Here is a 26,952-nt window from a genome sequence, read left to right as displayed (position 1 = left end):
GCTGTGGATAACTTTCGGCGGATTTCGCCGGCTTGGGGGAGGGTGGGATGGACGGCGCGAGGTGCGCGCTATCGGTGCGAAGGAGGTCAGGGTGGCCGAGTTGATCGCTGGGTACCGCTTGCGGGTCGTCAGCCCTCCGCATCTCACCCCAACGCGGCTGACCGGCACCCGCATCCGCGATGGCGTCCGCGTCAGCGCCGTCATCTATCCGCTCGCTGATGACCTGGGACACGACGACTTGGCACCCGACGACCTGGCACACGCGCAGCCGGCACACGAAGAGCTGGCTCGCCATGACCTGGCTCGCAATGACCTGGCGTTCGAGGCAGTCGCCGACCAGAGCGGGATGGCAGGTCGGGCCTTAGCCGACGCACGCCGGGCCCTGGCGGTGCTGGACGAACTCAGCCCGGCGGGAGTGCTTGTCCCCGACGAAGCGGTCGCGGTCGATGGGGGCGTGGCTCTGATCTATGTCGAGCCACCTCGGCACACCCTCGCGGAGTTGCTCGAGCGAGGTCCGCTGACTGCAGAGGAGATCGTCGGCGTCCTGGTTGGGGTCTTGGGCCCGCTGTCACGCCTAGCCGAGGCGGGATTGGCGCATCCGGGCGTGCGCGCGGATGGCCTGTGGCTGACCGCGGAGGGCGAGGTCGTACTCGGCGATGCCGGGCTGGCCGGACCGGCGGTGACGGAGCGGGCCGCAGTCGAGGCGATGCTGGCTCTCGCCGAGTCCTTGTTATCGGACGTGGCGCCATCGACGACGACGGTCGCTCGGCTCGGTCTGGATGCCGCAGACTCGGGCCGTCGAGAAGTGGTTGAGGAGGTCACCAGCCTGCGGGCGGCGCACGCGGCAGGCGTGCTTGGCGGGATCGTGGACCTGCGAGCCCGATTGCTCGACCATGCGGTGCCCGAGACGCTCGCTATACCGGCGGACTGGCAGCGCACGGGCGAAGACCTCGCCAGCTTGCTGCGTGCCCGGGCCGTGGTCGATGGACCCGACCAACAGCCAAGCCGGTGGTCAGGTGCCCGCTTCCGATTCACCGTGCCACGGCGATCGTCGGACGCCGCCTCGCCGGCCTCGCTGGCCTTGCCGCCTGACGGTGGGCCGTCGGCTTCCGGCGGGAGTCCGGGGGACGGCGAGGAGTCCACGAGCGAAAGTGGCGAGGCTCGAACGGTCGACTACGGCCCCGAGTGGGATGACCTCGCGAGTGAGCCACGACTGCACATTCCCAGCCTTCGTCGGCGCCAGTCCGAACGGGTTCGCGCAGGACGGCCGCACCCTGGACGGAGCGTGCCCAACCCGCTCCCTCCTCGGCGTACCAGTGCCGGCCGAGGTGGGCAGCTTGCTGTGCGTCGTGGAGGCGGACGCCCATCCAGAGAGTCTCGAGGACTTGGGGCGCAAGCGTTGGGTCGGGGCCGGATCGCGGCTCACCCGACGTCATTCGGCGAGCGAATCGTGCACGGATGGCAGAGCCTGGCAGCAGCCCCGCTTAGGTACCTTCCGATGCTGCTCATCGCTCTGCTGGTGAGCACCCTGGGCACGGTGGGCGTAGTCAAGCTCGTGGACGGCGGTGAGCACGCCGCGACGGCCAGCGGTGTCGTGACCCGTTCACTCGACGCGTCGGCCTCGTCCACGGCGCCCACCAGTGGACCTCGCGAGGTCGAAGCACGACCGGAAACGCCCGGATCGCCGGCTTCGGCGAGTGGGCGATCAGAGTCGCCTGCTCCCCGCCCGCGCGCGACTCAGCCCGTCAGGGACCTCAGCGGTCCGTTGACCGATCCCGTCGGCCTCGTCCAGACCCTGTCGAACCTGCGGGCGCGCGCCTGGCGTGAACTCGATCCCGCGAGGGTGGCTGAGGTGGACCAGGCCGAGTCGGCGATCTATCGCGCCGACTTGGCTGCCATCCAGCAAGCCCGCCGCGATCGCCTTCGCTATCGCGGCGTCGCGTTCACCGTCCGCTCGGCGACCGCACGGTCAGTCGGCAAGCCGGGCCATGAGCGCGTCGTCCTGGACGCTGTCGTGGACTCCAGCGCCTTCACGATCACCCCGGAGACGGGGTCGCCAACGCGCGTGGCCGCCAGCGCGGGCGATCGAGTCCGAATGGTCTTGGTCTGGTCAGGGCAGCACTGGCAGGTCGCGGAGATCACCACTCCTGACGCCGCGGGCTAGCCGAGGGCGCGGGTGAGCACCGCCTGGAGGCTGGCGTCCTCATGGGTGAAACCGGACTGCAGCAGCCGCTCCGGCAGGACCCGCTGGCTGGCGAGAATCTCATCCGCGAACTGGCCGAGCACAAGCCGCAGACCAAGCCGCGGAGCGGGCAGCAGGGCGGGGCGGTGCAGCATACGCGCGACCGCGGTGGCGACCTCACGCTGGCGCGGGGGCTCGAGGCCCACGAGGTTGACCGGGCCCGTGATGTCGGGACGGTCGATCAGATGCACCAACGCGCGCACCTCGTCTCGGAGCGAGATCACGGGCCAGAACTGCCGACCCGAGCCAAGCGGACCACCCGCGCCGAGCCGGGTCGCACGCACCAGGGGGGCCAGCGCGCCACCATCGCGCGTCATGACCAGCCCGGTCCGGGCGAAGGCGACGCTCCCGCCCGCTGTGACCCACTCGTCGGCCGCGCCCTCCCACGCGCGCACCACCTCGGCAAGAAAGCCGGTGCCAGCCGGACTCGCCTCGGTCAACAATTCCTCGCCGCGGTCGCCATAAAAGCCCACCGCCGAGCCGTTGACGAGGCGGATCGGCCGGCCGGAGCTGATGATCGCGCGCACGACGGTATGCGTCGCCCCGACCCGCGAGCGCAGAATCTCTGTCTTGTGCTCGGTCGACCAGCGCTTGTCACCGACACCGGCACCCGCGAGATTGACAATGACGTCGACGTCTCCCACAGCAGATGGTTCGAGGACGCCACGGGCCGGGTCCCACGAGCGCTCCGACGGTCCGCGAGGTGCCCGACGCACGAGCGCGATGACCCGATCCCCGCGAGCGGCCAGGGCACGCGAGAGGGCCCCGCCGATGAGTCCGCTGGCGCCGGTGATGGCGATCGTGATCATGGGCGGGGACCTCTCGTGTTCTCGGTTAAGCGCAGCCTCTTACAGACCGAGGGAGGCCTCGAAGCGGCCCTCCTCGAGGCGCTCCTTGACCGTGGTCAGGAAGCGCGCGGCGTCGGCGCCGTCGACGATGCGGTGGTCATAGGACAAGGCGAGGTACATCATCGAGCGGATGGCGATCGTCTCGGCCCCATCGGCATCGATCACGACGGGCTTGCGCACGATCGCGCCCGTTCCCAGCATCGCGACCTGCGGCTGGTTCAGGATCGGGGTGTCGAAGAGCGCGCCGCGGCTGCCGGTGTTGGTGATCGTGAAGGTGCCGCCGGACAGCTCGTCGGGGGTGATCTTGTTGTCGCGGGTGCGTGCCGCGATGTCGGCGATGCCGCGTGCCAGCCCAGCGATATTGAGATCGCCCGCGTTCTTCAGGACCGGCACGATCAGGCCCTTGGGAGTGTCGACGGCGATCGCGAGGTTTTCGGAGCCGTGGTAGACGATCTCCTCCCCATCGATGCTGGCGTTGATCCCGGGGTGGGCCTTGAGCGCTTCGCAGGTCGCGAGGGCGATGAACGGCAGGAAGGACAGCTTGGTGCCTTCGCGCTTCTCGAAGTCGCCCTTGGCGCGATCGCGCAAGCGCGCGACCTTGGTCATGTCGACCTCGATGACGGTGGTCAATTGCGCCGACACCTGAAGCGACTCGACCATGCGCGTCGCGATGATCTTGCGCAGTCGGGTCATCTTCTCGCGCGTGCCGCGGCGCGAGTCGGTCGCTACCGGAGCCGTGGCCGTGGCTGCTGCAGCCGGGGCTGCTGCCGGAGCGGGGGCCTCGGCGGGTGCGGGCGCCACGGCTGCAGCCTTCGCCTTCTCCGCCGCGTCGAGGACATCCTGCTTGCGGATCCGGCCACCGATCCCGGTACCCGTCACGGACGCCAGGTCGATGCCATTCTCCGCGGCGAGCTTGCGCACCAGCGGAGTGACATATGCGGACGCGTCCGATTCCCCGGACGACTCCTCTGCGGGGGCAGTCGCAGCAGCGGGGGCCGCCTCTGCGGGCGGCGGGTCGGCAGGCGCCGACGGAGCCGCGGACGCCACGGGTTCTTGAGCCGGAGCTGGCGGGGTGGACTCCTCGGCGGAGGACTCACCCTTAGGTGCCTCGGACTCCGCGGACGGTGTGGGTTCCTCCGTGCCAGCGGCGGGCTCCTCCGGGGTCGGCTCAGCAGCAGCGGGGGCCGAGGGCGCCTGCGACGCCTGCTCCGCCGGGGCGGCGTCGCCGCCACCGGATGTGCTGCCGCCGATGACGGCCAGGTCTGCGCCGACCGCGACCGTTTCGTCCTCACCGACGAGAATCTTGGTCAGGGTGCCGGCCGCCGGGGACGGAATCTCGGTGTCGACCTTGTCGGTGGACACCTCGAGCAGCGGCTCGTCCACCTCAACCTCATCGCCCTCGGCCTTCAGCCAGCGCGTCACCGTGCCTTCGGTCACCGACTCGCCCAGGGCAGGCATCGTCACCGTCGTGCCACCCGAGACCTCTCCGCCAGCGCCGCCGGAGGAAGCAGCGGGTGCCGCGGCGGGCTCAGCAGCCGGCGCCTCGGGTGCGGCAGCGGGCTCGGCTGCGGCGGGGGCCGGAGCGGGCTCGGGCTCAGCGGCCGGCGCGGCTTCCGCCGCGGGTGCCGAACCACCACCCTCGGACTCATCACCGACAACGGCGAGTTCGGCGCCAACCGGCACTGTGTCGTCCTCACCCACAAGGATCTCCAACAGCACGCCCGCGACCGGCGACGGGATCTCCGTGTCGACCTTGTCCGTCGACACTTCCAGCAGCGGCTCGTCGAGCGCGACCTGATCACCGACGGACTTCAGCCAGCGGGTCACGGTTCCTTCGGTGACGGATTCGCCCAGCGCCGGCATGGTCACACGTTCAGACATGAGTCCTCAGATCTCCTCGGTGCATCGATTCAGGTGTTGTGGACCACACTCTCATGCATTGGGCCCGCGATTTCCACCAGGGGATCACCCATTGGCGCCTGCGGAAAGGGTCACCGCGCCACGCTGTGTCTCAGCTACCGCCCCAGGTTGCCGCCAGGTGGACGAGAGTGGCGACGGCGAAGCCCGTTCCGCCCTTGCCGACATGCCCGAAGGGTGCCTCGGTGAGATATGCCGGACCGGCGATGTCCAGGTGCGCCCACGGCACGACGTCGCCGTCCGGGGTCTTGGCGAACTCCCGCAGGAAGAGACCGGCGGTGAGGGCACCGCCATACTGATCCCCCTTGTGCTGCAGGTCGGCAACTCCGGAGTCGAGCTTGGCTCGCAACTCCTCCGGCAGGGGCAGTGGCCACATCGCCTCACCGGTGGACGCGGCGCTGGCCAGGACCGCCGAACGCAGGCGATCGTCATTGCTCATGACACCGCCGACCTTGGTCCCGAGCGCGATCATGCACGCCCCAGTCAGGGTGGCGACATCAACGATCGCCTCGGCCCCGGACTCGGCCGCCAGGCTCATGCCGTCGGCGAGCACCATCCGGCCCTCGGCGTCGGTGTCGATGATTTCGACGGTGGTGCCGGAGCGCATCGTGACGATATCGCTGGGGCGCTGGGCATTGCCGCCCGGCATGTTCTCGGCGAGGCAGAGATAGCCGCTGACTGCGACCGGCAGCTTGAGAGCCGCCGCCGCCAGCACCGCACCGGCGACCGCCGCGGCGCCGGCCATATCGCATTTCATCGTCAGCATCGAGGCGGCCGGCTTGATGCACACGCCACCGGTGTCGAAGGTGATTCCCTTGCCCACGAACGCGATTCGGCCCGAGGCGCCCTTGGGGGCGTAATGCAGCTCAACGATCCGCGGCGGACGCGAGGAGCCCTGACCGACACCGAGGATGCCGCCGCACTGCATATGCGTGAGCGCCTTCTCGTCGTGGACGACCACCTCGACGGGGACCTTGAGATCCGCGACCCGGCGCTGGACCGCCTCGGCGAAGGTCTGCGGATAGAGCAGGTTCGGGGGAGTGTTGACCAGGTCCCGGGCGTATGCCGTGGCCCCCGCGACGATGCCGGCCCGAGTCAGGGCCTGCTTGGCTGCCTTGTCCTTGGCATCCGATGCCTGGACCAGGAGTTTGCGGACCGAACTCTCGGAGTCGCTGCCCTTGGCGCGGGGGGCCGGCTTGGTCTGCTTGGCGGAACTCTTGTGTGCCGTGAAGGCATAAGCACCGAGCAGTGCGCCCTCCGCGGCGGCCGTGAGCAACGCCGGCGTCGTCGTCGGCAGATCGAGGACCACAACCTCGGCGGACCCCACGGCCCGCAGCGCCGCCCCCGCGCCGAGCCGCAGCGTGTCGCTCGTCGGCTTGGTGGAACCGGTCTTCGGCGCGACACCGGTCAGGACGACCGTTCGTGCGCTCACACCCGGAACCATGGCGACCTTGTGGACATCGTCGACCTTGCCCGTCGCCTCCAGCGCGGCGAGCACGCCCTTGAGATGGGTCACGGTACCGCGGGGCAGGCCGTGCCCCGGCGCCAAGGTGGCGCCGTCGGCGTCGGGCAGGGTGGCGATCACCAGGGCGTCAGCCTTGTGGGCAGCGACGGGCTGGTCGGTCAAGGTCACGGTGGTCACCCCGGCAATCTATGACACCCACGAAGTTCGCCGGGGCTGCTCGCGCCGCCTCATGGCCCGGCACCGCCCATACCGGCTGCACGGCCGGGGCGGTAGCGTCCCTCTATGAGCACCGACGCCCTGCTGCACTCGCCCCTGCACGATCGCCATACCGCCTTGGGCGCGAAGATGGCCGACTTCGGGGGGTGGCTGATGCCGATCGAGTATCCCGGGGGCGGGGTTGTGGCGGAGCACACGGCGGTGCGCGAAAAGGTCGGCATCTTCGACGTCTCGCACCTCGGCAAGGCGCGCGTGAGCGGGCCGGGAGCGGCGGCATATGTCAACGCCTGCCTGACCAACGATCTCGAGCGGATCCACATCGGCAAGGCGCAATACACGCTGTGCTGCAACGAATCTGGTGGGGTCGTCGACGATCTGATCGCCTATCTACGCAGCGACGAGGATGTCTTCCTGATCCCCAATGCGGCCAACACCGCTACCGTCGTCGAGATGCTGCAGGCCGAGGCGCCGACGGGGATCACGGTCGAGAATCTGCACGATCAATATGGCGTCATCGCCGTCCAGGGCACCCTCTCGGACGAGGTGCTCGAATCGCTCGGCCTGCCGACCGGGCATGACTACATGTCTTTCGTCGAGACCGACTGGGAGGGCCTGCCGGTCATCGTGTGCCGCACCGGGTATACCGGCGAACGCGGCTACGAACTCGTGCCGATGTGGGACAACGCCGGTCCGCTGTGGGACACCCTCGCGGTCGCCGTCGCCGAGCGCGGGGGATTGGTATGCGGGCTGGGAGCCCGCGACACGCTGCGCACCGAGATGGGTTATCCCTTGCACGGCAACGATCTTTCGCCGGACATCACCCCCGTCATGGCGGGCTCGGCGTGGGCCGTCGGCTGGGACAAGCCGGCCTTCTGGGGCAAGGCTGCGCTCACCGAGCAGCGGGCCGCCAAGACCTCGCGCCTCTCTCGGGGGCTGCTCGTCACCGGGCGGGGCATCCCGCGCTCTCACTGCGCGGTCATCGATTCCGAGGGCGCATCCGTCGGTGAGGTCACGTCCGGGACCTTCTCGCCGACCCGCAAACAGGGCATCGCGCTGGCCCTGCTCGACCGCTCCGTCGCGCTCGGCGACAGCGTTTCGATCGACGTCCGCGGGCGGGTCGTGGAGGCCGAGGTCGTCAAGCCACCGTTCGTGGAGGTTCAGGTCCGCGAATCATGATCGCCCGCGACTGGTGGAAATCAGCCGTCGTCTATCAGATCTACCCGCGCAGCTTTGCCGACGCCAATGGCGATGGCATCGGTGACCTCCGCGGCATTATCGACCGCCTCGACCACCTCGCCGACCTCGGTGTCGATGTCGTCTGGCTCAGCCCTGTCTATCGCAGCCCGATGGACGACAACGGCTACGACATCAGCGACTACGAAGACATCGACCCTCTCTTCGGCACCCTGGCCGACATGGATGAGCTTGTCGCGCAAGCGCATTCGCACGGGATCAAGATTGTCATGGACCTCGTCGTCAATCACACGAGCGACGAGCACGCGTGGTTCGAGGAGTCCCGACGAGACCGCGACAATCCACAAGCCGACTGGTACATCTGGCGCGACCCGCGTCCCGGCAATACCGGTGGCGAGCCCGGTGCTGAGCCGAACAATTGGGGCTCCTTCTTCTCCGGGAGCGCTTGGGAGTGGGAGCCGCGGCGCGGGCAGTACTTCCTCCATCTCTTCTCGCGCAAACAGCCCGACCTGAACTGGGAAAACCCCGAGGTGCGCCAGGCGGTCTACGCGATGATGAATCGTTGGCTCGACCGAGGCGTCGACGGCTTCCGGATGGATGTCATCAACCTGATCTCGAAGCGGTCGTATGACGATGGTCCGGTCCCGCCGGGCCTACTCCACGGCTCCGGTTTCGACCAGGTGGCGTGCGGCCCGCGGCTGCTGGAGTTCCTCCAGGAAATGCATGCTGCCGTCTTCGCCGAGCGCCCAGCTGGGCTGTTGACCGTCGGCGAAATGCCTGGTGTGACAGTCGATCTCGCGGCGGATTACACCGATGCCGCCAATCAGGCACTGGACATGGTCTTCCAGTTCGAACATGTCGAGCTCGACTCCGGGCCGGGCGGAAAGTGGGATTTACGCCCTCTGAAGCTCAGCACTCTCAAGGCGTCGCTCGGGCGCTGGCAGGCTGGGCTCGCGGAGCGCGGCTGGAACAGCCTCTACTGGGACAACCACGACCAGCCGCGAGCGGTCAGCCGCTTCGGCGACGACTCCCCGGCATACCGTGTGGACTCGGCCAAGGCGCTGATGACGGTGCTGCACCTGCATCGGGGCACGCCCTATGTCTACCAAGGCGAAGAGCTGGGTATGACGAACTATCCCTTCGGGGCGATCGCGGACTTCTCCGACCTGGAGTCGGTCAACCACTTCCACGAGGTGGTTGGCGCCGGCGCCGACCCGGAGCAGGTGCTTGCCGCGCTGCGCACCAAGGGCCGCGACAATGCGCGGACGCCGATGCAGTGGGATGACTGCGACCAGGCGGGTTTCACCACCGGTACGCCCTGGCTGGCGGTCAACCCCAACTATCGGCAGATCAATGCCGCGGCGCAGCGCGACGATCCAGAGTCCGTCTTCGCGCACACCAAGGCCGTCATTGCGCTGCGGCATGCGGATCCTGTTGTCGCACATGGTGATTTCACGATGCTGCTGCCCGATGGCGAGCGTGTCTATGCCTTCGAGCGCCGACTGGACGGTGCGCGCTTGCTGGTCGTGGCGAATCTGTCGAGCGACGATTCGGTGCCTGCCCCGGTGCCCGAGCTGGCGGAATGGGCAGCCGCGGAGGTCGTGCTCGCGAGCGGACCAGGCGCCGGCGCAGCGGACGGCGAGATCGTGCTCGGCCCGTGGCAGGCGCTCGTCCTGCGACGCTGAGGGGAACGAGACGAGGTCAGCTCGGCGGTTCGAGGGACATCGGTCCGTAGACGACATCCTCGAACTGGCGCAAGGTGACGGCCGCCGCACCGGCGTCGGCCAACTCCTGCCATGACTCGCCGAGCCACGCCTCGGCATCCGCCTGCGACGGGAAGGACGGAGCGGGGAGGTCGGCGATCGGCATACCGTCGCGGCCCTGGACCTGCCAGGAAAACTCGTCCATGGTCGCTCAGGCGGGGTTCTCGCCGCGGGCGACCTGCGGCTTCGGCATCCGCAGGCGGCGCATCTGCATCATCCGCATCGCGGCATAGCCGCCGAGACCGCGCAGATTCTCGTTCGGGAAGCGGTCGCGCAGGCGCGCCTTGATGCGCCGCCAGGCCAGGAAGCCGTCGAGTAGGGCGATCAGGATCAGCACATAAACGCCGATGAAAACGAAGGGCGCCCACGAGGCGCGGACGAACTGCAGCGCCAGCGTCATGACCATGAAGGGCAGCAAGAACTCCGCGAGATTCCAGCGGGCGTCGATGCTGTCGCGGACGAACCGGCGCACCGGCCCCTTGTCGCGGGCGGGCAGGTAGCGGTCGTCGCCGGTGACCATGGCCTGGCGCATCTTGCCGCTGGCTTGCATGCGCTTGGCGCGTTCGGCCTGCTTGGCCGCCTTGCGGTCGGTGACGATCATCGGCTGTTTGCGCGCGGCCTCCTGATCGCGACGCTTCGGGGTTGGCCGATTCTTGGCCCCCGGGCGGGTCTCGTGGGCCACGGCATCCTGTGGGGCCTCGACGGCCTTGTCCTTGCGTCCGAACACGCGGCAAGGATACGTGCTGGATATGGTCGGTCTGTGAGCGTGACACCCGTGGACACCGAGACCCTGCGCGCCCGGATCGCCGAGCTGATGCCCGGCATCCGCGCCGACCTCGAGGCGCTGACCCGCATCCCCAGCGTCTCCCTCGACGCCTTCGACCAGGCGCAGGTCGAGGCGAGCGCTGCTGCGACGGCGGACCTCTTCGAGGCGGAGGGCTTCGACGTCGAGATCGTGCGCGAAGGCGGGCGCCCGGCGGTCATCGCGCGCAAGGAGGGACCGGAGGGCGCGCCCACCGTCCTGCTTTATGCCCACCACGATGTCCAGCCTCCTGGGGCCGAAAACCTTTGGGACAGCCCAGCTTTCGAGCCGACCGAGCGCGATGGTCGGTTGTATGGTCGCGGGGCGGCCGACGACAAAGCCGGCATCATGGCGCACCTGGCCGCGGTTCGCGCGCACGGCGACGCGCTGCCCGTCAACCTCGTCGTCTTCGTTGAAGGCGAGGAGGAGATTGGCTCCGAATCGCTGCCCGCCACCCTCGCCGCGCACGGCGACAAGCTCGCGGCCGACGCCATCGTGCTCGCCGACTCCACGAACTGGGATATCGGCGAACCGGCCCTGACCACCACCCTGCGCGGGCTGATCCGCGTCGTCGTCACCGTCTCGACGCTCTCGCACGGCATCCACTCCGGGATGTTCGGCGGCGCGGTTCCCGACGCGATCACGGCGCTGATCAAGTTGCTGGCCACCCTGCATACCGAGGACGGGGAGGTCGCGGTCGTCGGTCTCGACGCGGGCACCGCCAGTGAGCTGCCGTATGACGAGGCCCGCCTGCGCGCCGAATCCGGCCTCCTCGACGGGGTCGGGTTGATCGGCCGCGGGCCGCTGCTAGACCGAATCTGGGCCAAGCCCTCCATCACGACAATCGGGATCGACGCGCCGAGCGTCGCGACGGCCTCCAACACCCTGGTGCCCAGCGCTAGCGCCAAGGTGTCGATGCGGCTGGCGCCCTCGCAGGATCCGGACACGGCATACGACTTGCTCCGGGCGCACCTGCTCGAGCACGCCCCGTGGGGCGCGCAGGTCGAGGTGCACCTGGACGACAAGGGTGAGGGTTTCGCCGCCGACGCCACCGGCCCGATGTATGACGCCGCCCGCGCCGCCTTCGCCGACGCCTGGGGTCACCCGCCCGTTGACATCGGTGTCGGCGGATCGATCCCCTTCGTGGCGGCCTTCGCCGAACGCTTCCCGCAGGCTGCGCTGCTGGTCACGGGCGTCGAAGACCCCGACACCCGCGCCCACGGCGCCAACGAGTCGCTGCACCTCGGCGAATTCGAGAAGGTCTGCCTCGCCGAGGCCGCCCTGCTCTCCCGCATCGCCGCGCTGGGCGCCCCGGGTGCCTAGGAACCTTTGCTAACAGCAGGTAGTCGAATGCGCAGACCTTGGAAGCTCTGCAGATTCGACAAACCTGTGCTGAGTTGCCGCCGGCGGGACCTCCACGCCGGCCGCTGGCCGGGCACTAGTCCTTGTGCGTCTCGCCCGGCAGGGCGAGCATCCGGTCCAAGGCGGTGCGGGCATGGCCGGCGACCTGGGGGTCGACCCGGATCGGGTTGACGACACGCCCCTCGACCAGGGACTCGAGCGCCCAGACCAGGTGCGGCAGGTCGATCCGGTTCATCGTCGAGCAATAGCAGACGTTCTTTTCCAGGAACGCGATCCGCTTGTCGGGATACTGCCCAGCCAGCCGCCGCACGAGGTTCAGTTCGGTCCCGACCACCCACGCGCTGCCCGCCGGGGCTGCCGCGATGGTCTTGATGATCTTCTCCGTCGAGCCGACATAGTCCGCGCGCTCGACCACCTCATAGGTGCACTCCGGATGCACGATGACGTTGACTGCAGGGATCTCGCGTCGCGCCGCCTCCACCGCCTCGACGCTGAACCGCCCGTGCACCGAGCACTGCCCGCGCCACAAAATCATCCGCGCCCGCCGCAGCGCATCCACGCCCAGCCCACCCATCGGCTTGTGCGGGTCGAAGACCACGCAATCCTCGAGCGACCCGCCGAGTTCGCGCACATAGGTATTGCGTCCGAGGTGCTGGTCGGGCAGGAAGAGCACCTTGCCGCTGCCATCGGCCACGCGCCCGTCGCCGCGCTGCTCCAGCGCCCACCCGAGCGCGGTCTTGGCATTCGAGGAGGTGCAGATCGTCCCGCCGAGCCGGCCGGTGAAGCCCTTGATCGCGGCGGAGGAGTTCATATAGGTGACCGGGATCGTCACATCGGCCACGCCCGCCTCCTGCAGGTCGGCCCACGCGTCCTCGACCTGCGCGATCGCCGCCATGTCCGCCATCGAGCAGCCCGCCGCCAGGTCCGGCAGGATCACCGTCTGGTCGGGGCTGGTCAAGATGTCGGCCGACTCCGCCATGAAGTGCACACCGCAGAAGACGATATATGCCGCCTCCGGCCGCGCCGCCGCCTCGCGCGCGAGCTTGAAGGAGTCCCCGGTGGTGTCGGCGAACTCGATGACCTCGTCGCGCTGATAGTGGTGGCCGAGGATGAAGACCTCGTCCCCGAGCGCCGCCTTCGCCGCGCGGGCCCGCTCGACCAGGTCGGGATCGGAAGCGGGAGGCAACTCGCCGGGGCATTCCACGCCCCGTTCGGTATGCAGATCGCGGCCCTTCCCGAGCACGAGCAGCGGCAGCGGGGCGGTGGTCGTCATGTGCCCGATCGTATGACGCCCGCCACCCGCGCGGGCCGCTGCGAGCCCGCCTTAGGCTGGGCGACGTGCACGTTGTGATCGCCCCGGATTGTTTCACCGGCACCCTCACCGCGACCCAGGCAGCCGAGGCGATCGGCGCCGGCTGGGCGCGCTCGGCGCCGCAAGTCGTCCAGACCCTGGTGCCCCTCTCCGACGGCGGACCGGGCTTCCTCGACGTCCTCGCCCGCCACCTCGACGGCGAGATGATCGCGACCACAGTCCCCGATCCACTCGGCCGCGAGGTGCCCGCGAGTGTCCTGCTGGTCACCGAGGGCGGGGGGCGCACGGCATACCTCGAATCGGCGCAGGCGGCCGGACTGCACCTGCTCGCCGCGGCGGAGCGCAACCCCACCGTGACCAGCAGTTATGGCGTAGGGCGCCTGCTGCTCGCCGCCCGGGAAGCCGGGGCTAGCCGGATCGTCGTGGGGCTCGGCGGCAGCGGCACCAATGACGGGGGAGCGGGCCTGTTGGCGGCGCTCGGAGCCGGCTCCGTCGAGGACCTCGGTCGTGGTGGCCTTGCGCTGCGCGACCTCGGGCCGACCGCCCTCGAGGCGCTGTCCGCCGTGCGCGCGGACTGGGCCGGCATCGAGTTGATCGCGGCCACCGATGTCGACAATCCGCTGCTCGGGCTCAAGGGCGCCTCGGCCGTCTTCGGCCCGCAGAAGGGCGCGACCCCGCAGCAGGCGCAGGACCTCGAGGCGGCGCTGGGGCACTTCGCCGACCGCGTTGCGCGACACCTGCCGCCTGCCACCGACCTACTCACCGGCAAGCCGCGACGCCTCGACAAGGAGCCGGGCGCGGGGGCGGCGGGCGGGCTGGCATACGCCTTGTTCGCCCTGGGGGCGCGGCGCCGCAGCGGGGTCGAACTCACGCTCGCGGCCACCGGCTTCGCAACCCTGGCCGCCGCCGCCGATCTCGTGGTGACCGGGGAGGGCTGCTTCGATTGGCAGAGCCTGCGCGGCAAGGTGGTCTCGGGCGTCGCCCAGGCCGCGCTCGCCGCCGCCACCCCGTGCATCGTTATCGCCGGCCAGGTGCTCGTCGGTCGCCGCGAGGGCATGGGCATCGGCCTGTCCGGGATGTATGCCGTGGCCTCCGACGCCCGGCAGGAGGAGGCAGCCTTCGCCGACCCGGTGGGCACCTTGACCGACCGGGCGGCCCGGGTGGCCAGGACGTGGTCGCCACCGGCGTGAGGCGCCCAGCGCCCGGCGGGCGGGGGTATCCTGGCCATCCCGGGAACAATCCGCGCTCGCGATGGCGTTGCACGCGGCATACGACCAGCCCGGCCCCAGAATGAGAAGGATCCTGACGGTATGACCACCACGGACCAGACCACCACCGAGACCCATGGCGTGCTGCTGACCGATGTCGCGGCCGCGAAGGTGAAGTCCCTGCTCGAGCAGGAAGGCCGCGATGACCTGCGCCTGCGCGTCGGCGTGCAGCCCGGCGGCTGCTCCGGCCTGATCTACCAGCTCTACTTCGACGAGCGCAGCCTCGATGGCGACCTCGTGCGCGACTTCGATGGCGTTGGAGTCGTCGTCGACCGGATGAGCGCGCCCTACCTCGGCGGCGCGACGATCGACTTCGCGGACACCATCGAGAAGCAGGGCTTCACGATCGACAACCCGAACGCCGGCGGCAGCTGCGCCTGCGGCGACAGCTTCAGTTGATCCTGACCGAACGGCCCGGCCCCCCTTCGCGGGAGCCGGGCCGTTCGTCATGTCCCGCCGGGCCGCGCGGGAACCGCGCCACCCCTGCGCCCCGTCCATGACGTATGTCCGTCCGCTCACCCTGGATCGCCGGCCTCGCGGCTGCCCTCGTGCTCGTCGGGTGCACCGAGGCCCCGCACAAGTCGCCAGTGACGGCGGACCCGCCCACCACGGCGCAGGCAACGCCGTGGCCGTCCACCCCCCTGACCGCGGGCGGCACCGAGGAATCCTCCACGCCACCGGTGAGCACCCCGGTCCCCACCGGCGCCGACGATGTGCTGCTCACCTACACCGATTCCAGCGCGTGGCTGGGCCCGGGCTCCCGGCGTTTACCGATGCTCACCCTGACCGGTGATGGCACGCTCTATGTGGCCGACCACTCCGAGCCCGATGCTCCGGTGCCGAGCGTCACGACGCTGCGCGTGCCCCGGCAGAAGGTGCTCGACCTGCTGGCGCTGGCAGCGAGCAGCGGCGTGCGCGAGGGCGTCGACCCCGGGGCGCCATCGCACATCTTTGACGACAACACGACAGTCCTCAGTTTGGGTCCCATGAGGTGGGAGGGGACCATCTCGGCCTATGCGCTCGACCAGCAATTTGATGCCGATCGCGGACTGACCTCGGAGCAGGTCGCCGTGCGCAGGGCGTTGCGCGAGGTGGTGGCAGCCTTCCGCGCGCTCGCGCCCGAAGGTCCGGACGGCTGGCTCGGTCCGGCACGCACAGTCTTCGTCCCGGAGCGGCTGGTGGTCCAGCGTTCCAGACCAGGCAATCCCGGACCCAAGAAGGTCTGGTCGCTCCCGGTGCCAGCGGTCCCGACCAAGAAGCAGTACCAAACGTGCGCCATCCTCAACGGCGCCTCGGCCAAAGCGGCAGCCGACCTCGTCGCGGGCACTCGACCACAGACGCAATGGCACGCCGAGGGGTCGAGGGCGACCTCCGAGATCTTGGTGCGTCCCGTCATACCCGGGGATCCCGGGTGTCCGGCGCCTCGGTGACGGTTCGCCCGGGTGCCGCACATTTAGGCTAGGCATGGCTTAGTTGAACTTGCAATTTGCTTAACTAGGGTTAGAGGTGCTGGACAACAAGAACCAGACCGGGGCTCGACCAAAGAGCCCAAGACCGCAGGGCTCCCCCGGAAACGGACGGAGAATCCCGTGCGCAGCACCCTCGACAAGCTCATCTCCTACCTCGGCCTGGCCCTGGCCGGCCTGCTGCTCGTCGGCGGCGGGCTGCTGCTGTGGGGAGCGAACTTCACGAACAGCAATGTGACCGAGCAGCTGAAGCAGCAGGACATCACCATGCCCGCCGGCCCGGCGATCGAGGACCCCCTGATCAAGCCCTACCTGGAGAAGTACGCCGGCCAGGAAATGACCACGGGCGACCAGGCCAAGGCTTTCGCCGAGCACTACATCAAGGTCCACATGGACAAGTCCTCCGCGGGCCGGACGTATGAAGATGTCTCGGGCGAGTTCATCGAGCTCAGCAAGGACCCGAATGCCGACCAGACCAAGGTCGCGGAACTCGGTGCGCTGCGTCAGAGCCTGTTCATGGGCAACACCCTGCGTGGCCTGCTCCTGAACGCCTACGCCTTCGGCACGATGGCCAAGATCATGACCTTTGCCTCGATCGCGGCCTTCCTCGGTGCCGCCGTCATGGCGCTGCTCGGTCTGCTCGGCCTGCAGCACGCCAAGAAGGTCGCCACCCACGAGCCCGTTCGCGCCTGACCGCCTCCTCTCGGCGTCGTCCGGGAGATAAACCCTGCCTTTGTGTCGGAAGAAACCGGCACAAAGGCAGGGTTTTCGGCATCGGGCGGGAATCCGACAGCCCCGGCGCCGGGCCATAATGGCGGCCGTGCAGATCCTCGTCACGGGCTCGATCGCCAGCGACCACCTGATGACCTTCAATGGTCGCTTCGCCGACTCCCTCGTCGTCGAACAGTTGGACAAAATCTCGCTGTCCTTCCTCGCCGACAACCTCGAGATTCGGCGCGGGGGCATCGCGGCCAATATCGCCTTCGGGATGGCCAATCTCGGCATGCGCCCGGTGCTTGTCGGGGCCGTCGGGGAGGACTTCATCGCCTACCGCAGCTGGCTGGAGCGCCATGGCGTCGACTGCGAGTCGGTCCTGGTGTCGGCGACCAAGCACACTGCTCGATTCGTCTGCACCACCGACAAGGACATGGCCCAGATCGCCACCTTTTATGCCGGCGCGATGAGCGAAGCCCGGATGATCGAACTCGGCCCGATCGCCTCGCGCGTCGGCGGAGCCGACTATGTGCTCATCGGCGCGAACGACCCGCAGGCGATGCTGCGGCATACCCGCGAGTGCCGCACCCGTCGCATCCCGTTCATCGCCGACCCGAGCCAGCAACTCGCGTTCAGCGACGGCCCGCAGATCCGCGAGATGATCGAGGGCGCCTCCTATCTGATCACCAACGAATATGAGGCCCGCCTCACCGAGCAGAAGACCGGCTGGTCACGCGAGGAGATTGCCGCCCGCGTCGAGCACCGGGTCACCACGCACGGAAAGGATGGCGTGAGCATCGAAACGCCCGGCGAGGAGACGATCCATGTCGGCGTCGCCGCCGTGGACCGGCTCGCCGATCCGACCGGTGTCGGTGATGCCTTCCGCGCTGGCTTCCTGTCCGGCTTGGCCGCTGGCCTCGGCCACCGCCGGTGCGCCGAGATGGGCTCGGTCCTGGCCGCGCACGTCATCGAGACCGTCGGCACCCAGGAGTACGAACTCTCCAAGCGCTCCTTCCTCACCCGCCTCGCCGACGCCTATGGGGAGGATTCGGCGCGCGAGATCGCTCCGCACCTGAAGTGCCCGCGCCCCTGAGCCCCCCGAGCAGGGGTATGCCGTGACCCCCGCCCTCCCCGCCCGGCCTGTGGACCCGGGCCCCAGCCGCTTCTCCTTCGCGCGCGTGGTGGCGGACGCGGGGGAGGAGGACCTGATCGCTGCCGGCGCCGACCTGGCGCCGGCGACGCTGCTCGCGGCGTATCGCGCCGGCGCCTTCCCGATGGGCCTGGACGGACTTGACGACGTCATGGCCTGGTGGAGCCCCGCCGAGCGCGGGATCCTCGACCCGGCGCGACTGCATACCAGCAGGTCACTGGTCCGGTCGGCCAAGGCGATGCGCTTCAGCGTGGACGCCGATTTCGAGGGCGTGGTCGCCGGCTGCGCCGATCCCGCCCGCTCCGGTGCCTGGATCACCCCCGAGATTGCCGAGGCGTATGCGGACCTGCACCGCCTCGGGTGGGCGCACAGTATCGAGGTGTGGGCCGGCGATCGCCTCGCGGGCGGTTTGTATGGCGTGGCCATCGGCGGCCTGTTCGCCGGCGAGTCGATGTTCCACCGCGCCACGGACGCGTCCAAGGTGGCGCTGATGGCGCTCGTCGAGGTCATCCGCAGCGCGCCCGGGCCGGCCCTGATCGACGTCCAATGGCGCACCGACCATCTGGCCAGCCTCGGCATCACGACCCTGGACCGGTCCGCATACCTCGCCCGCCTTCCGGCCCTGACCAGCGCGCCCGGCCCGGATTGGGCCGCCTGGCGCGGACGGCGCCACCGGGTGGGCGGCTGACCCGATCCGTCAGCTCGTCACGACGACCGCGCGCACCTGTCCGTCGGCGTCGTTGTCCACGGACTCGACCGTATGCCCGCGCATGCGCGCCCACGCCGGCACGTCGGCCGCGGCGGCCGGGTCCGTTGCCAGGACGACCAGGCGCGTGCCGCTGGGCAACTCTTTCGCCGCACGCGCCGCGAGGATGACCGGCATCGGACAGCGGGTGCCGCGTGCATCGACGACGACCTCAGCCCCCGCGTCGGGGGACTCAACGGCCAGCTCGCCAGGGGTCACAGCCCGCTCACCCCGAGCCGCTCCCGCAACTCCCGCACCACGTCCGGGAGCTCCGCGCACAGCCGGCGCACGGCGTCCGCCCGATCCGGCACCGCGGCCGCCCAGGGCAGGCGAAGGCGCACATTGCCGTGCGTGAGCGCGCCCATGGCCGCCAGGACGTGGCTCGGTCCCAGCGTGGAGGAGGTACACGCCGAGCCCGAGGCGACCGCCAAGCCGCGCCGGTCCAGTTCCGTCACGATGGCCTCGCCGTCGACGTAGAGCGCGCTGAACGTCAAGACGTGGGGGAGCCGTTCACCAGCAAGGGCGGGGATGTCGAGATCGGGAATGCTCTGCACGGCAGCGACAACGTGCGCGATCAACCTCTCGGCCTTCGCGTTATCACTGGCCCGGGCTGCGGCCGCCTGCTGCCAGGCTTCGGCGGCCGCGAGGGCCATCGGCACCCAGACGGGCGCGTCCGCTCGACCGAACTCCGCCTCGCGGGGCGGCCCCGAGCGACGGAAGCGGGTCCGGGCCGGGACGACGAGCACCCCGAGGGGCGGGCCGGCGACGGCGCTCGCATCGCCGGCCAGGGCGTCATACGTCTCGGGCGCGGGGAGCCGCCCCAGGCTGGCCTGGCCGTCCACGAGCAGTGGGACGCCCGCCTCTCGGCAGCGTTCGTATGCCGCCGCGACCGGCTGGATGATCCCGACCTCGCCATTGGCCTGCTGCAGCGCGGCCACCGCCGTCCCCGGATGAGCCAACGCCGCGGCCCAGTCGTGGGGGTCCACCCGGCCGAGGGCGTCGACGGGCACCTCGGCCAGCAGATCCGGATCGCTCGCCTGGGCGGCGGCATACCGGCCGGGTATGAGGATCGCCGAGTGCTCGACCGCGCTCGCGACGAGCCGGGCACCGGTGCGCCGCCTCGGCCAGGCGAGCCCGTCGAGTCCCGCCGCCAGGGCGGCCGGGCCCCCGCCGAGGTGGAAGCTCAGGTCCGAGGGGGCCACCTCGAGATCGGTGGCGATCGTCTCGCGTGCCCGGTCCAACAGCGCGGCGGCCTGGCGGGCTTCGGCATACAACCGGCGCGGGTCGGCCCAGCCGGCGTCCAGGGCGGCGGCGAGGGTCTGCGCCGCCTGCGGGTGCATCGGGGAGGACATCGCATCGAGCAGCCCGCGGCCTGGCGCGGTGGGACGGGGCACGCTTCGGTAACTTAGCCGACCCCGTCCACACGGTTGGGCCGGGCTGCGGTAGTTTTGGCACCAGCACTCGGCCATGGGTGCTGCTTGCACGATTGTTGATCCGGTCCGACCAGACGAGGTGCCCGTTGCGACTGCCCACCACCGCGGCCACCCGACGCTCCCGCGTCGGCATTGGCTTGGCGTTGACGGCTGTAGTCCTGAGCCTGGGGGGCTGCGGTCTCGCCGGCGCCCAGGGCAAGCTGTCCAATGGCTATCTCCCTGAGGGGGCCACCGAGGGCGCGGATCGAGTCCGCTCCTTGTGGATCGGCTCCTGGATCGCCGCTTTGGCGGTCGGCGCGCTGGTCTGGGGCCTGATGCTCTGGTGTGCGGTCGCCTACAAGCGCAAGGCCGACGACCCGCCGCTGCCCGTGCAGTTGAAGTACAACGTGCCGCTCGAGATCGTTTACACCGTCATCCCCATCTTCATGGTGCTGACGCTCTTCTACTTCACCGATCGTGACGAGAAGGCCCTGACCGACACCAAGGCCACGCCGGACTATGTCATCAATGTCGTCGGCAAGCAGTGGAGCTTCGACTTCAACTACACCACCTCCGACGCCCACGAGGCCGGCACGCAGGCGCAACTGACCGGCAAGCCTGGTGTCGAGGAGACGCTGCCGACGCTCTACATCCCGGTCGGCAAGCGCGTGGAATTCCAACTCGTCGCCAATGACGTCATCCACTCCTTCTGGGTGCCGGCCTTCTTGCAAAAGCTCGACATGATCCCCGGCCGGGTCAACACCTTCCAGGTCGTCCCGACCCGTGAAGGCACCTTCGCCGGCAAGTGCGCCGAGCTGTGCGGCGCCTACCACTCCGAGATGCTGTTCAACCTCAAGGTCGTCAGCGTCGCTGATTACGACAAGCACATCGCGGAGCTGAAGGCCAGCGGCAATGGCGGCCTGCTGCCGATGACGAACCTGCGCGAGGGGATCATCCCGCAGGATCAGGACAAAGTCTCGACGGGAGGCAACTGAGCATGAGCAGCGTGACCAACTCTCCGGCGATGCTGCGCACGGCCGACCGGGTCGAGCACAAGCGACTGGCGCCGGGCACGACGGTCGTGAAGTGGATCACGACCACGGACCACAAGGTCATCGGCAATCTCTACTTCATCACCAGCTTCATCTGGTTCCTCATCGGTGGCCTGATGGCCCTGTTCATCCGCCTGGAGCTCTTCGAGCCCGGGATGCAGATCCTCGATGACAAGCAGCAGTTCAACCAGCTGTTCACCATGCACGGCACGATCATGTTGCTGCTCTTCGCGACACCGCTCTTCGCTGGCTTCGCGAACGCGCTGATGCCGCTGCAGATCGGGGCGCCCGATGTGGCCTTCCCCCGGCTGAATATGTTCGCCTACTGGCTCTACCTCTTCGGCGGCATCATCGCCGCGGCGGGCTTCCTGACCCCGATGGGCGCCGCGGCCTTCGGATGGTTCGCGTATGCCCCGCTGTCCAACTCGGTCTTCAGCCCCGGTATCGGTGGCGACCTGTGGGTCTTCGGTCTGGCTCTTGGTGGTTTCGGCACCATTCTCGGTGGCGTCAACTTCATCACCACGATCGTGTGCATGCGCGCTCCGGGTATGACGATGTTCCGGATGCCGGTCTTCACCTGGACCGTCCTGATCACCTCGATCCTGATCATTCTCATCTTCCCGCCGCTCGCCGCCGCCCTTTTCGCCCTGGGCGCCGACCGCCGCTTCGGCGCGGAAGTGTTCGAGCCCGCCAATGGTGGGCCGATCCTGTGGCAGCACCTCTTCTGGTTCTTCGGCCACCCCGAGGTCTATGTCATCGCGCTGCCCTTCTTCGGGATCATCTCCGAGGTCCTGCCGGTCTTCTCCCGCAAGCCGATCTTCGGCTACAAGACGCTGGTCTTCGCGACCATCGCCATCGCGGCCCTGTCCGTCAGCGTCTGGGCGCACCACATGTACGTCACCGGACAAGTCCTCTTACCCTTCTTCGCCATCATGACGATGGCGATCGCGGTGCCAACCGGCGTGAAGTTCTTCAACTGGGTCGGCACCATGTGGGGCGGACATCTGGTCTTCTCTACGCCGATGATCTGGGCGCTGGGCTTCCTGGTCACCTTCCTCTTCGGTGGCCTGACCGGTGTCATCCTGGCCAGCCCCGCCTTGGACTTCAGCCTCTCTGACTCTTACTTCGTCGTGGCGCACTTCCACTACGTCGTCTTCGGAACCGTCGTCTTCGCGATGTTCGCCGGCTTCTACTTCTGGTGGCCGAAGTTCACCGGGCGGATGCTCGATGAGACGCTCGGCAAGATCCACTTCGCCATGCTGTTCATCGGCTTCCACACGACCTTCCTCATCCAGCACTGGGTGGGCGTCGACGGCATGCCCCGCCGGTATGCCGACTACCTCCCGGAGGACGGCTTCACGCTGGCCAACCAGGTCTCCACGGTCGGCGCGTTCATCCTCGGCGCCTCGATGATCCCCTTCATCTACAACGTGTGGCGGACCTGGAAGTACGCCCCGCTCGTCGAGAGCGACGACCCGTGGGGCTATGGCGCCTCGCTGGAATGGGCGACTTCCTGTCCGCCGCCGCGGCACAACTTCAACTCCATCCCTCGCATCCGTTCCGAGCGTCCGGCCTTCGACCTGCACCACCCCGAGGCCGCGCCGGCCTCGCTGCGGAAGGCGAACCAGGCCGAGGCGCTCGCCTCTGGAAAGGCCTGAGCCCCGTATGAAGACCGAATCCTTCGTCTTCGCTGTCGTCGGCATCTTCGGCCTGGTGGTGGGCCCGATCTATGGCATCGTCACCGACTGGCAGGAGCCGGTCGGCCCCGTCGGCCTGTTGTTGGCCGCCGGTCTGGGCTTCATGGTCGCCTTCTACTTCTGGCTGACCGGCAAGCGCATCGGCTATCGCCCGGATGACAACCTCGACGGCAATATCGATGAGGCGGCCGGTGAGTATGGCGATTTCACGCCGCACTCCTGGTGGCCGCTGTGGCTCGGCCTGACCTCCTCGATCGTCTTCCTCGGTCTCGCCGTCGGTTGGTGGGTCTTCGCGATCGGCGCCTTCTTCGGCGTCTTCGCTCTCGTCGGCTGGGTCTTCGAGCGCTACAAGGGTCAGCACGCGATGTGACCTCGCGCGCGTGAGAACGTCACGGCGAAGGCCCCAACCGCTTGCGGTTGGGGCCTCATCGTTTGTGCTGGGCGCCCGGCTGAACGTGGCGCGATGCCCCCTCTTTCGGCGTCGAGTTCGGGAAACACGCCGACGCCGAGGTGGTGAGTTCGGCGTGTTTCCCGAAGTCGACCAGGGTGGCGGAGGACTGGACTGGTCCTCTGGTCTTTGACTCAGGCGGCAGCGGGTGTGGCGCGCTGTTCGGTGAGCTGAGCAATCAGCCCGGCGAGAGCGTCGGCGTGCTCCGGGTTCGCGAGAGAGCCGTCGGGGGCGAAGGCGGCATACGAACTGGGGATGCCCAAGGTGTCCGCCAGGGGAGCGGCGCCGGCAATGGTCAGCGACCGCACGGTCGACTCGCGGGCCCACAGCGCGTCGCGCGGGGAGCCGGTGGCGGCCAGGACGAGAACGCGTTTGCCGGCAAGCTCCGCGGCGCCCCGAGGGCGAGAAGCCCAGTCGATCGCGTTCTTCAGCACGGCGGACATCGTCGCGTTGTATTCGGGGGTGACGACGATCAGAGCGTCGGCGGCGGCGACCTCGGCCCGGAAGGCGGCAACGGCGTCCGGCAGTGCGTCCGGGACGTCGAGGTCCTCGTCATAGAACGGCAAGTGCGCCGGGAGGGAGCTGATCGTGGCCACCGCGCCCGCGGGCAGGGCGGCGATGGCGGCCTGGGCGAGGCGGGCATTGGTCGAGGCGGCCCGCAGGCTGCCGAGGAGGACGAGAACGTTCATCAGGGGGACTCCATTCACAGTGGTCAATTACTTGACCAATATGCGTTACCCGACCCTCGGAAGTCAAGCCCTTGACCAATCAGCTATGCTGATCGGTATGACGACCTGCCCGGACCCGCTCGCCTTGGTCGGCGATTCGGCCGGCGACTTGGGCGGGGGCCTTTCGGCGGCCGGGCACCTTTCTGGCTCCTGCGCGCCCGTGCGGGGCGAAGTGCGCGTGCCACTTGTGGCGCTCCTAGGCCGGCTGGAGGCGTCCTTTGTCGCCGAATTCGATCGCCGCCTTCGGTCCTCGCCCTTCGCGACGCTCTCGCTCGCGCACTCCCGAAATGTCTTGCGCCACCTCGGCGCCGGACCCCGTCGTGCCAGCCAAATCGTCGCCGTGGCGGACGTGAGCAAGCAAGCTTTGAGTCAGCAAATCACCCACCTTGAGCGGGCCGGCTATCTGCGCACCGAACCCGATCCGAGCGACAGCCGGGCCCGGCTGCTGGTCCTCACCGAGCGGGGCGTCGCCGCCCAGGCCTATGTCAAGGCCGCTTTCGTGGACATCGAAAACGACTGGGCGGCCCTGCTGGGGGAGGAGGACCTGCCGCGTTTGCGCGCCCAGCTTGCCGCGCTGATCTCCGCTCTGTCCGAGGCGGGTCAAGCGTCGTGCAACGCCGATCCATTGCCGAGCTGTGGAGGGGATCTCGGATGATCGAGATGTCCGAAGCCGACTTCGAGGCGGCTGTCGCCGATGCGCTCGATGCCGTCCCTGCCGAGCTCATGCAACTGCTCGACAATGTCGCCTTCTTCATCGACGACGAACCGCCGCCGGAAGAACCCGACCTGCTCGGGGTCTATGAGGGCGTCGCCCTCACCGAGCGCGACGGCGGCTGGGACACCTTGCGCCTTCCCGACCGGATCGTGCTCTTCCGCGGCCCGCTGATGCGGATGTGCGAGTCGCGCGATGAACTCCTGGACGAGATTGAGGTCACCGTCGTGCACGAGATCGCTCACCACTTCGGCATCGATGACGCACACCTCCATGACCTCGGCTGGGGCTGAGGCGATCGCCGCGCCGGAGCAAGGGGCGGCAGGGCGCGCTCAGGGTCGGGTCAGCGGGCAGTTCCTCCGCTTCGTCCTCGTCGGGGGCGTCGGGACGGTCTTGTATGTCGGCTTCTACTGGCTCGCCCGGCTGGTCACCTCGCAGCAGCCCGCGAACGTGCTCAGTTGGACGATCGCGACCGTGCTTGGGAATCTTTTGCACCGCCGCTACACCTATGGGGTGCGCGGCTCGCATCGGCAGAATGCTGACGCGATCATCACCTTCGGCACCGCGCTCGTCGAACTGCTGGTCGCCGCGGCCTTGCTGGCGCGCTGGCCCGAGGCAAATGGCTGGCAGCAGAGCGCGATTGTTGTTCTCGGCACCGCCATCGGTGGCACTGCCCGCTTCGTGCTGAACCTGATCTGGTTCCGCCGCACCTGACACCCCTCTGGTTCCGCCGCACCTGACTCAGCTAGCCCATCGAGTTCGGGAAACACGCCCACGAACGGGCTACGCCACCGGCGCGTTTCCCGAACTCGACGTGTCGACCCACACGGGCGTCTCAGGCGCGGGTTGCCGCGATCCAGCGGTCCAGGGCGGCCGCGGCAGCACCGGAGTCCAGGCTCTCGCGTGCCTGCTCGATGCCCGAGCGGATCGCGGCGACGACAGCGCCGGTCACGGGGGATCCGCATACCTCACCCGATGCCACCGCGAAGGCGGCGCCGGCGTTGAAGAGCACGGCATCGCGGGGCGCCCAGGACTCATCCCGACCACGGCCAGCGAGCAACTCCCGGACCACGCCCGCATTGTGCGCCGGGTCCCCGCCGCGCAGCGCCTCCAGCGGAGCGATCATCAGGCCCACATCCTGCGGACCGATGACATGCTCGCTGACGACACCATCGGCGACCCACCACACCTGAGAGGGCCCGGCGAGCGCCAGCTCATCCAGTCCGTCGGCGCCCCGGAAGACCACGGCCGGTCGCTCGCGCGCGGCGAAGACCCCGGCCATCAGCGCGGCGAGTCGGGCATCGGCGACCCCCACCGCGGCATAGGTCGGCTGCCCCGGGTTGGTCAGCGGACCGAGGTTGTTGAAGACCGTTCCGATGCCGAGCTCACGGCGGGTGGGTGCGGCATACCGCATGGCCGGGTGGAAGGCCTGGGCGAAACAGAAGGTGATGCCCGCCTCGTCGCCGACCGCCTGCACCCGCTCGGGGGTCAAGCTGAGGTCGAGGCCGAGGGCTTCGAGCACATCGGCGCTCCCCGAGGACGACGAGGCCGCGCGGTTGCCGTGTTTGAGGACGCGCAGTCCACCGCCGGCGAGCACCAGTGCCGACATCGTCGAGATATTGACCGTATGCGCACGGTCGCCGCCGGTGCCGACGATGTCGATGCTTTTCGGGGGCGTGGGGAGGCGGTGCGAGTGGGACAACATGACGTCGGCGAGGGCATGCATCTCCTCGACCGTCTCGCCCTTGGCGCGCAGGCCGATGAGGAAGCCCCCTACCTGCGACGGGGTGGCCTCCCCAGAAAAGATCTGATCCATTGCCCAGGTGGCCTCATCAGACCGCAAATCGCGGCCGGCCACGAGCGCGCTGAGAACATCGGGCCAGGTGACCTGGCCCGCCCCCTGGTCCGTCACGGCCCGGGTCAGAGTCCGGTGGGCGCGGCGTGCGGCGCCGGCGCCGAGGCGATCGCCTGCTCCAGCCCGGTGCACAACTCGATCGGGTCGAGCGGGTGGGCGACGGCCGCGTCGGCGAGCGACCAGGCCGCGAGCCACACATCTTGGGGGCGGCCCGTCAGGACCAGCACGGGCGGGCAGTTGAAGATCTCGTTCTTCAACTGGCGAGTCAGGCCCATTCCGCCCATGGGCGCGGCCTCACCATCGAGGATGAGCACATCGAAGCGCTCGTTGTCGACGGCCTCGATGACCGCCGCTGCGGTGGCGCATTCGTGCCACGAGGTGATCTCCAGGTCCCGGCTGGGACGTCGCCCGAGCCCGGCGCGGACGGCATCCCGGGTGGTGTAGTCATCGCTGTAGAGCAGCACGGACAGCGCGCGCGGGCCTGCCGCGGTGCCGGTCTCGGAGTGATCCATGCGCTAAGGAACCGCTGATCAACGGGCGATTCGTGGTCGGGCGGGCGAGGGATGTCGTGGGGGCGTCGGAAT

At 69.0% G+C, this 26,952-nt stretch carries 27 protein-coding genes; 16 read left to right on the top strand and 11 right to left on the bottom strand.

Annotation, left to right across the window (positions count from 1 at the left end; all coding sequences use genetic code 11):
* Positions 1 to 91 precede the first annotated feature (91 nt).
* Positions 92 to 2,164 carry a hypothetical protein gene (locus ABD225_RS02945; RefSeq protein WP_344081037.1) on the top strand — a complete coding sequence of 691 codons (2,073 nt, stop codon included), beginning with the start codon at positions 92 to 94 and terminating at the stop codon, positions 2,162 to 2,164.
* Here ABD225_RS02945 and ABD225_RS02940 read toward each other — a convergent pair.
* The 3 genes from ABD225_RS02940 to ABD225_RS02930 form a co-directional block, all read right to left on the bottom strand.
* A complete protein-coding gene (locus tag ABD225_RS02940; RefSeq protein WP_344081035.1) occupies positions 2,161 to 3,051 on the bottom strand; it encodes a TIGR01777 family oxidoreductase in 891 nt (296 codons plus the stop codon). The two genes, ABD225_RS02945 and ABD225_RS02940, sit on opposite strands and share 4 nt — an antisense overlap.
* Positions 3,052 to 3,090: 39 nt before the next feature.
* A complete protein-coding gene (sucB, locus tag ABD225_RS02935) occupies positions 3,091 to 4,971 on the bottom strand; it encodes a 2-oxoglutarate dehydrogenase, E2 component, dihydrolipoamide succinyltransferase (protein WP_344081032.1) in 1,881 nt (626 codons plus the stop codon).
* Positions 4,972 to 5,101: 130 nt separating this feature from the next.
* Positions 5,102 to 6,649: a leucyl aminopeptidase gene (locus ABD225_RS02930; protein WP_344081030.1), complete on the bottom strand. Its 1,548-nt coding sequence runs from the start codon at positions 6,647 to 6,649 to the stop codon at positions 5,102 to 5,104.
* Positions 6,650 to 6,754: 105 nt separating this feature from the next.
* Here ABD225_RS02930 and gcvT point away from each other — a divergent pair, with 105 nt between their 5' ends.
* Both gcvT and ABD225_RS02920 read left to right on the top strand, forming a co-directional pair.
* Positions 6,755 to 7,864 carry a glycine cleavage system aminomethyltransferase GcvT gene (gcvT, locus tag ABD225_RS02925; protein ID WP_344081028.1) on the top strand — a complete coding sequence of 370 codons (1,110 nt, stop codon included), beginning with the start codon at positions 6,755 to 6,757 and terminating at the stop codon, positions 7,862 to 7,864.
* The gene (locus ABD225_RS02920) at positions 7,861 to 9,567 is read left to right on the top strand and encodes an alpha-glucosidase (protein ID WP_344081025.1); all 1,707 of its coding nucleotides are present in this window, start codon (positions 7,861 to 7,863) and stop codon (positions 9,565 to 9,567) included. Before gcvT ends, ABD225_RS02920 begins: the two co-directional genes overlap by 4 nt.
* A gap of 16 nt (positions 9,568 to 9,583) precedes the next feature.
* Here ABD225_RS02920 and ABD225_RS02915 read toward each other — a convergent pair whose 3' ends face one another.
* Positions 9,584 to 9,790: a hypothetical protein gene (locus ABD225_RS02915; protein WP_344081022.1), complete on the bottom strand. Its 207-nt coding sequence runs from the start codon at positions 9,788 to 9,790 to the stop codon at positions 9,584 to 9,586.
* Between the two features lie 6 nt (positions 9,791 to 9,796).
* Positions 9,797 to 10,372: a DUF3043 domain-containing protein gene (locus ABD225_RS02910; RefSeq protein WP_344081019.1), complete on the bottom strand. Its 576-nt coding sequence runs from the start codon at positions 10,370 to 10,372 to the stop codon at positions 9,797 to 9,799.
* 33 nt (positions 10,373 to 10,405) lie between these two features.
* On the opposite strand from ABD225_RS02910, the gene ABD225_RS02905 reads away from it, so the two are divergent.
* Positions 10,406 to 11,770, top strand: coding sequence for a dipeptidase (locus tag ABD225_RS02905; RefSeq protein WP_344081016.1), 1,365 nt, complete (start codon positions 10,406 to 10,408; stop codon positions 11,768 to 11,770).
* Positions 11,771 to 11,885: 115 nt separating this feature from the next.
* On the opposite strand, the gene nadA is transcribed toward ABD225_RS02905, so the two are convergent.
* Positions 11,886 to 13,082, bottom strand: a complete 1,197-nt coding sequence (nadA, locus tag ABD225_RS02900) for a quinolinate synthase NadA (protein ID WP_344081014.1) — start codon at positions 13,080 to 13,082, stop codon at positions 11,886 to 11,888.
* 65 nt (positions 13,083 to 13,147) lie between these two features.
* Here nadA and ABD225_RS02895 point away from each other — a divergent pair, with 65 nt between their 5' ends.
* The 6 genes from ABD225_RS02895 to aat all read left to right on the top strand — a co-directional run bounded on the left by ABD225_RS02895 (position 13,148) and on the right by aat (position 18,407).
* Positions 13,148 to 14,311 (top strand): glycerate kinase family protein, encoded by a 1,164-nt coding sequence (locus ABD225_RS02895; RefSeq protein ID WP_344081011.1) that lies wholly within the window; start codon positions 13,148 to 13,150, stop codon positions 14,309 to 14,311.
* Between the two features lie 120 nt (positions 14,312 to 14,431).
* Positions 14,432 to 14,788 carry a HesB/IscA family protein gene (locus ABD225_RS02890; protein ID WP_344081008.1) on the top strand — a complete coding sequence of 119 codons (357 nt, stop codon included), beginning with the start codon at positions 14,432 to 14,434 and terminating at the stop codon, positions 14,786 to 14,788.
* 104 nt (positions 14,789 to 14,892) lie between these two features.
* Complete coding sequence (locus tag ABD225_RS02885; RefSeq protein ID WP_344081005.1) at positions 14,893 to 15,819, top strand: hypothetical protein; 927 nt, start codon at positions 14,893 to 14,895, stop codon at positions 15,817 to 15,819.
* Positions 15,820 to 15,978: 159 nt separating this feature from the next.
* Entirely contained in the window at positions 15,979 to 16,548 is a 570-nt protein-coding gene (locus ABD225_RS02880; RefSeq protein ID WP_344081003.1) for a hypothetical protein, read from the top strand.
* A gap of 127 nt (positions 16,549 to 16,675) precedes the next feature.
* Positions 16,676 to 17,662 (top strand): carbohydrate kinase family protein, encoded by a 987-nt coding sequence (locus ABD225_RS02875; protein ID WP_344081000.1) that lies wholly within the window; start codon positions 16,676 to 16,678, stop codon positions 17,660 to 17,662.
* Between the two features lie 22 nt (positions 17,663 to 17,684).
* Positions 17,685 to 18,407 carry a leucyl/phenylalanyl-tRNA--protein transferase gene (aat, locus tag ABD225_RS02870; RefSeq protein WP_344080996.1) on the top strand — a complete coding sequence of 241 codons (723 nt, stop codon included), beginning with the start codon at positions 17,685 to 17,687 and terminating at the stop codon, positions 18,405 to 18,407.
* A gap of 9 nt (positions 18,408 to 18,416) precedes the next feature.
* Here aat and ABD225_RS02865 read toward each other — a convergent pair whose 3' ends face one another.
* Positions 18,417 to 18,683, bottom strand: coding sequence for a sulfurtransferase TusA family protein (locus ABD225_RS02865; RefSeq protein ID WP_344080993.1), 267 nt, complete (start codon positions 18,681 to 18,683; stop codon positions 18,417 to 18,419).
* Positions 18,680 to 19,858 (bottom strand): aminotransferase class V-fold PLP-dependent enzyme, encoded by a 1,179-nt coding sequence (locus ABD225_RS02860; protein ID WP_344080990.1) that lies wholly within the window; start codon positions 19,856 to 19,858, stop codon positions 18,680 to 18,682. Before ABD225_RS02860 ends, ABD225_RS02865 begins: the two co-directional genes overlap by 4 nt.
* A 125-nt stretch (positions 19,859 to 19,983) precedes the next feature.
* Between ABD225_RS02860 and ctaC the strand changes: the two genes are divergently transcribed.
* The 3 genes from ctaC to ABD225_RS02845 are packed head-to-tail and all read left to right on the top strand — an operon-like array spanning position 19,984 to position 22,995.
* Positions 19,984 to 20,871: an aa3-type cytochrome oxidase subunit II gene (gene ctaC, locus ABD225_RS02855; protein ID WP_344080988.1), complete on the top strand. Its 888-nt coding sequence runs from the start codon at positions 19,984 to 19,986 to the stop codon at positions 20,869 to 20,871.
* Positions 20,872 to 20,900: 29 nt separating this feature from the next.
* Positions 20,901 to 22,586 (top strand): aa3-type cytochrome oxidase subunit I, encoded by a 1,686-nt coding sequence (gene ctaD / locus ABD225_RS02850; protein ID WP_425564319.1) that lies wholly within the window; start codon positions 20,901 to 20,903, stop codon positions 22,584 to 22,586.
* Between the two features lie 7 nt (positions 22,587 to 22,593).
* A complete protein-coding gene (locus ABD225_RS02845) occupies positions 22,594 to 22,995 on the top strand; it encodes a cytochrome c oxidase subunit 4 (protein ID WP_344080982.1) in 402 nt (133 codons plus the stop codon).
* 212 nt (positions 22,996 to 23,207) lie between these two features.
* Here ABD225_RS02845 and ABD225_RS02840 read toward each other — a convergent pair whose 3' ends face one another.
* Positions 23,208 to 23,762 (bottom strand): NADPH-dependent FMN reductase, encoded by a 555-nt coding sequence (locus ABD225_RS02840; RefSeq protein ID WP_344080979.1) that lies wholly within the window; start codon positions 23,760 to 23,762, stop codon positions 23,208 to 23,210.
* Positions 23,763 to 23,859: 97 nt separating this feature from the next.
* Between ABD225_RS02840 and ABD225_RS02835 the strand changes: the two genes are divergently transcribed.
* Genes ABD225_RS02835 through ABD225_RS02825 form a run of 3 tightly spaced genes read left to right on the top strand, consistent with a single transcriptional unit; the run spans position 23,860 to position 25,227 of the window.
* Positions 23,860 to 24,456: a MarR family winged helix-turn-helix transcriptional regulator gene (locus ABD225_RS02835; RefSeq protein WP_344080976.1), complete on the top strand. Its 597-nt coding sequence runs from the start codon at positions 23,860 to 23,862 to the stop codon at positions 24,454 to 24,456.
* The gene (locus tag ABD225_RS02830; protein ID WP_344080973.1) at positions 24,453 to 24,806 is read left to right on the top strand and encodes a metallopeptidase family protein; all 354 of its coding nucleotides are present in this window, start codon (positions 24,453 to 24,455) and stop codon (positions 24,804 to 24,806) included. Before ABD225_RS02835 ends, ABD225_RS02830 begins: the two co-directional genes overlap by 4 nt.
* Positions 24,772 to 25,227: a GtrA family protein gene (locus ABD225_RS02825; RefSeq protein WP_344080970.1), complete on the top strand. Its 456-nt coding sequence runs from the start codon at positions 24,772 to 24,774 to the stop codon at positions 25,225 to 25,227. Before ABD225_RS02830 ends, ABD225_RS02825 begins: the two co-directional genes overlap by 35 nt.
* A 121-nt stretch (positions 25,228 to 25,348) precedes the next feature.
* Here the strand turns inward: ABD225_RS02825 and trpD are convergent, their stop codons facing one another.
* Together trpD and ABD225_RS02815 are read right to left on the bottom strand one after the other, a co-directional pair.
* The gene (gene trpD / locus ABD225_RS02820) at positions 25,349 to 26,425 is read right to left on the bottom strand and encodes an anthranilate phosphoribosyltransferase (protein ID WP_344080966.1); all 1,077 of its coding nucleotides are present in this window, start codon (positions 26,423 to 26,425) and stop codon (positions 25,349 to 25,351) included.
* Between the two features lie 8 nt (positions 26,426 to 26,433).
* The gene (locus ABD225_RS02815) at positions 26,434 to 26,880 is read right to left on the bottom strand and encodes a response regulator (protein WP_344080963.1); all 447 of its coding nucleotides are present in this window, start codon (positions 26,878 to 26,880) and stop codon (positions 26,434 to 26,436) included.
* Between the last annotated feature and the right edge of the window lie 72 nt (positions 26,881 to 26,952).

The organism is Nostocoides veronense, assembly GCF_039531185.1.
Classification (GTDB): Bacteria; Actinomycetota; Actinomycetes; order Actinomycetales; family Dermatophilaceae; genus Nostocoides_A; species Nostocoides_A veronense.
The sequence above is the reverse complement of the archived record's forward strand: the minus strand, read 5'-3'. Positions and strand labels throughout refer to the sequence as shown.

Excerpts from the sequence above, each read along its gene's own strand:
- ABD225_RS02940 (WP_344081035.1), bottom strand. The coding sequence starts at position 3,051 with ATGATCACGATCGCCATCACCGGCGCCAGCGGACTCATCGGCGGGGCC.
- sucB (WP_344081032.1), bottom strand. The coding sequence starts at position 4,971 with ATGTCTGAACGTGTGACCATGCCGGCGCTGGGCGAATCCGTCACCGAA.
- gcvT (WP_344081028.1), top strand. The coding sequence starts at position 6,755 with ATGAGCACCGACGCCCTGCTGCACTCGCCCCTGCACGATCGCCATACC.
- ABD225_RS02920 (WP_344081025.1), top strand. The coding sequence starts at position 7,861 with ATGATCGCCCGCGACTGGTGGAAATCAGCCGTCGTCTATCAGATCTAC.
- ABD225_RS02915 (WP_344081022.1), bottom strand. The coding sequence starts at position 9,790 with ATGGACGAGTTTTCCTGGCAGGTCCAGGGCCGCGACGGTATGCCGATC.
- nadA (WP_344081014.1), bottom strand. The coding sequence starts at position 13,082 with ATGACGACCACCGCCCCGCTGCCGCTGCTCGTGCTCGGGAAGGGCCGC.
- ABD225_RS02890 (WP_344081008.1), top strand. The coding sequence starts at position 14,432 with ATGACCACCACGGACCAGACCACCACCGAGACCCATGGCGTGCTGCTG.
- ABD225_RS02885 (WP_344081005.1), top strand. The coding sequence starts at position 14,893 with ATGTCCGTCCGCTCACCCTGGATCGCCGGCCTCGCGGCTGCCCTCGTG.
- ctaD (WP_425564319.1), top strand. The coding sequence starts at position 20,901 with ATGCTGCGCACGGCCGACCGGGTCGAGCACAAGCGACTGGCGCCGGGC.
- ABD225_RS02845 (WP_344080982.1), top strand. The coding sequence starts at position 22,594 with ATGAAGACCGAATCCTTCGTCTTCGCTGTCGTCGGCATCTTCGGCCTG.
- ABD225_RS02840 (WP_344080979.1), bottom strand. The coding sequence starts at position 23,762 with ATGAACGTTCTCGTCCTCCTCGGCAGCCTGCGGGCCGCCTCGACCAAT.
- ABD225_RS02835 (WP_344080976.1), top strand. The coding sequence starts at position 23,860 with ATGACGACCTGCCCGGACCCGCTCGCCTTGGTCGGCGATTCGGCCGGC.
- ABD225_RS02830 (WP_344080973.1), top strand. The coding sequence starts at position 24,453 with ATGATCGAGATGTCCGAAGCCGACTTCGAGGCGGCTGTCGCCGATGCG.
- ABD225_RS02825 (WP_344080970.1), top strand. The coding sequence starts at position 24,772 with ATGACGCACACCTCCATGACCTCGGCTGGGGCTGAGGCGATCGCCGCG.
- ABD225_RS02815 (WP_344080963.1), bottom strand. The coding sequence starts at position 26,880 with ATGGATCACTCCGAGACCGGCACCGCGGCAGGCCCGCGCGCGCTGTCC.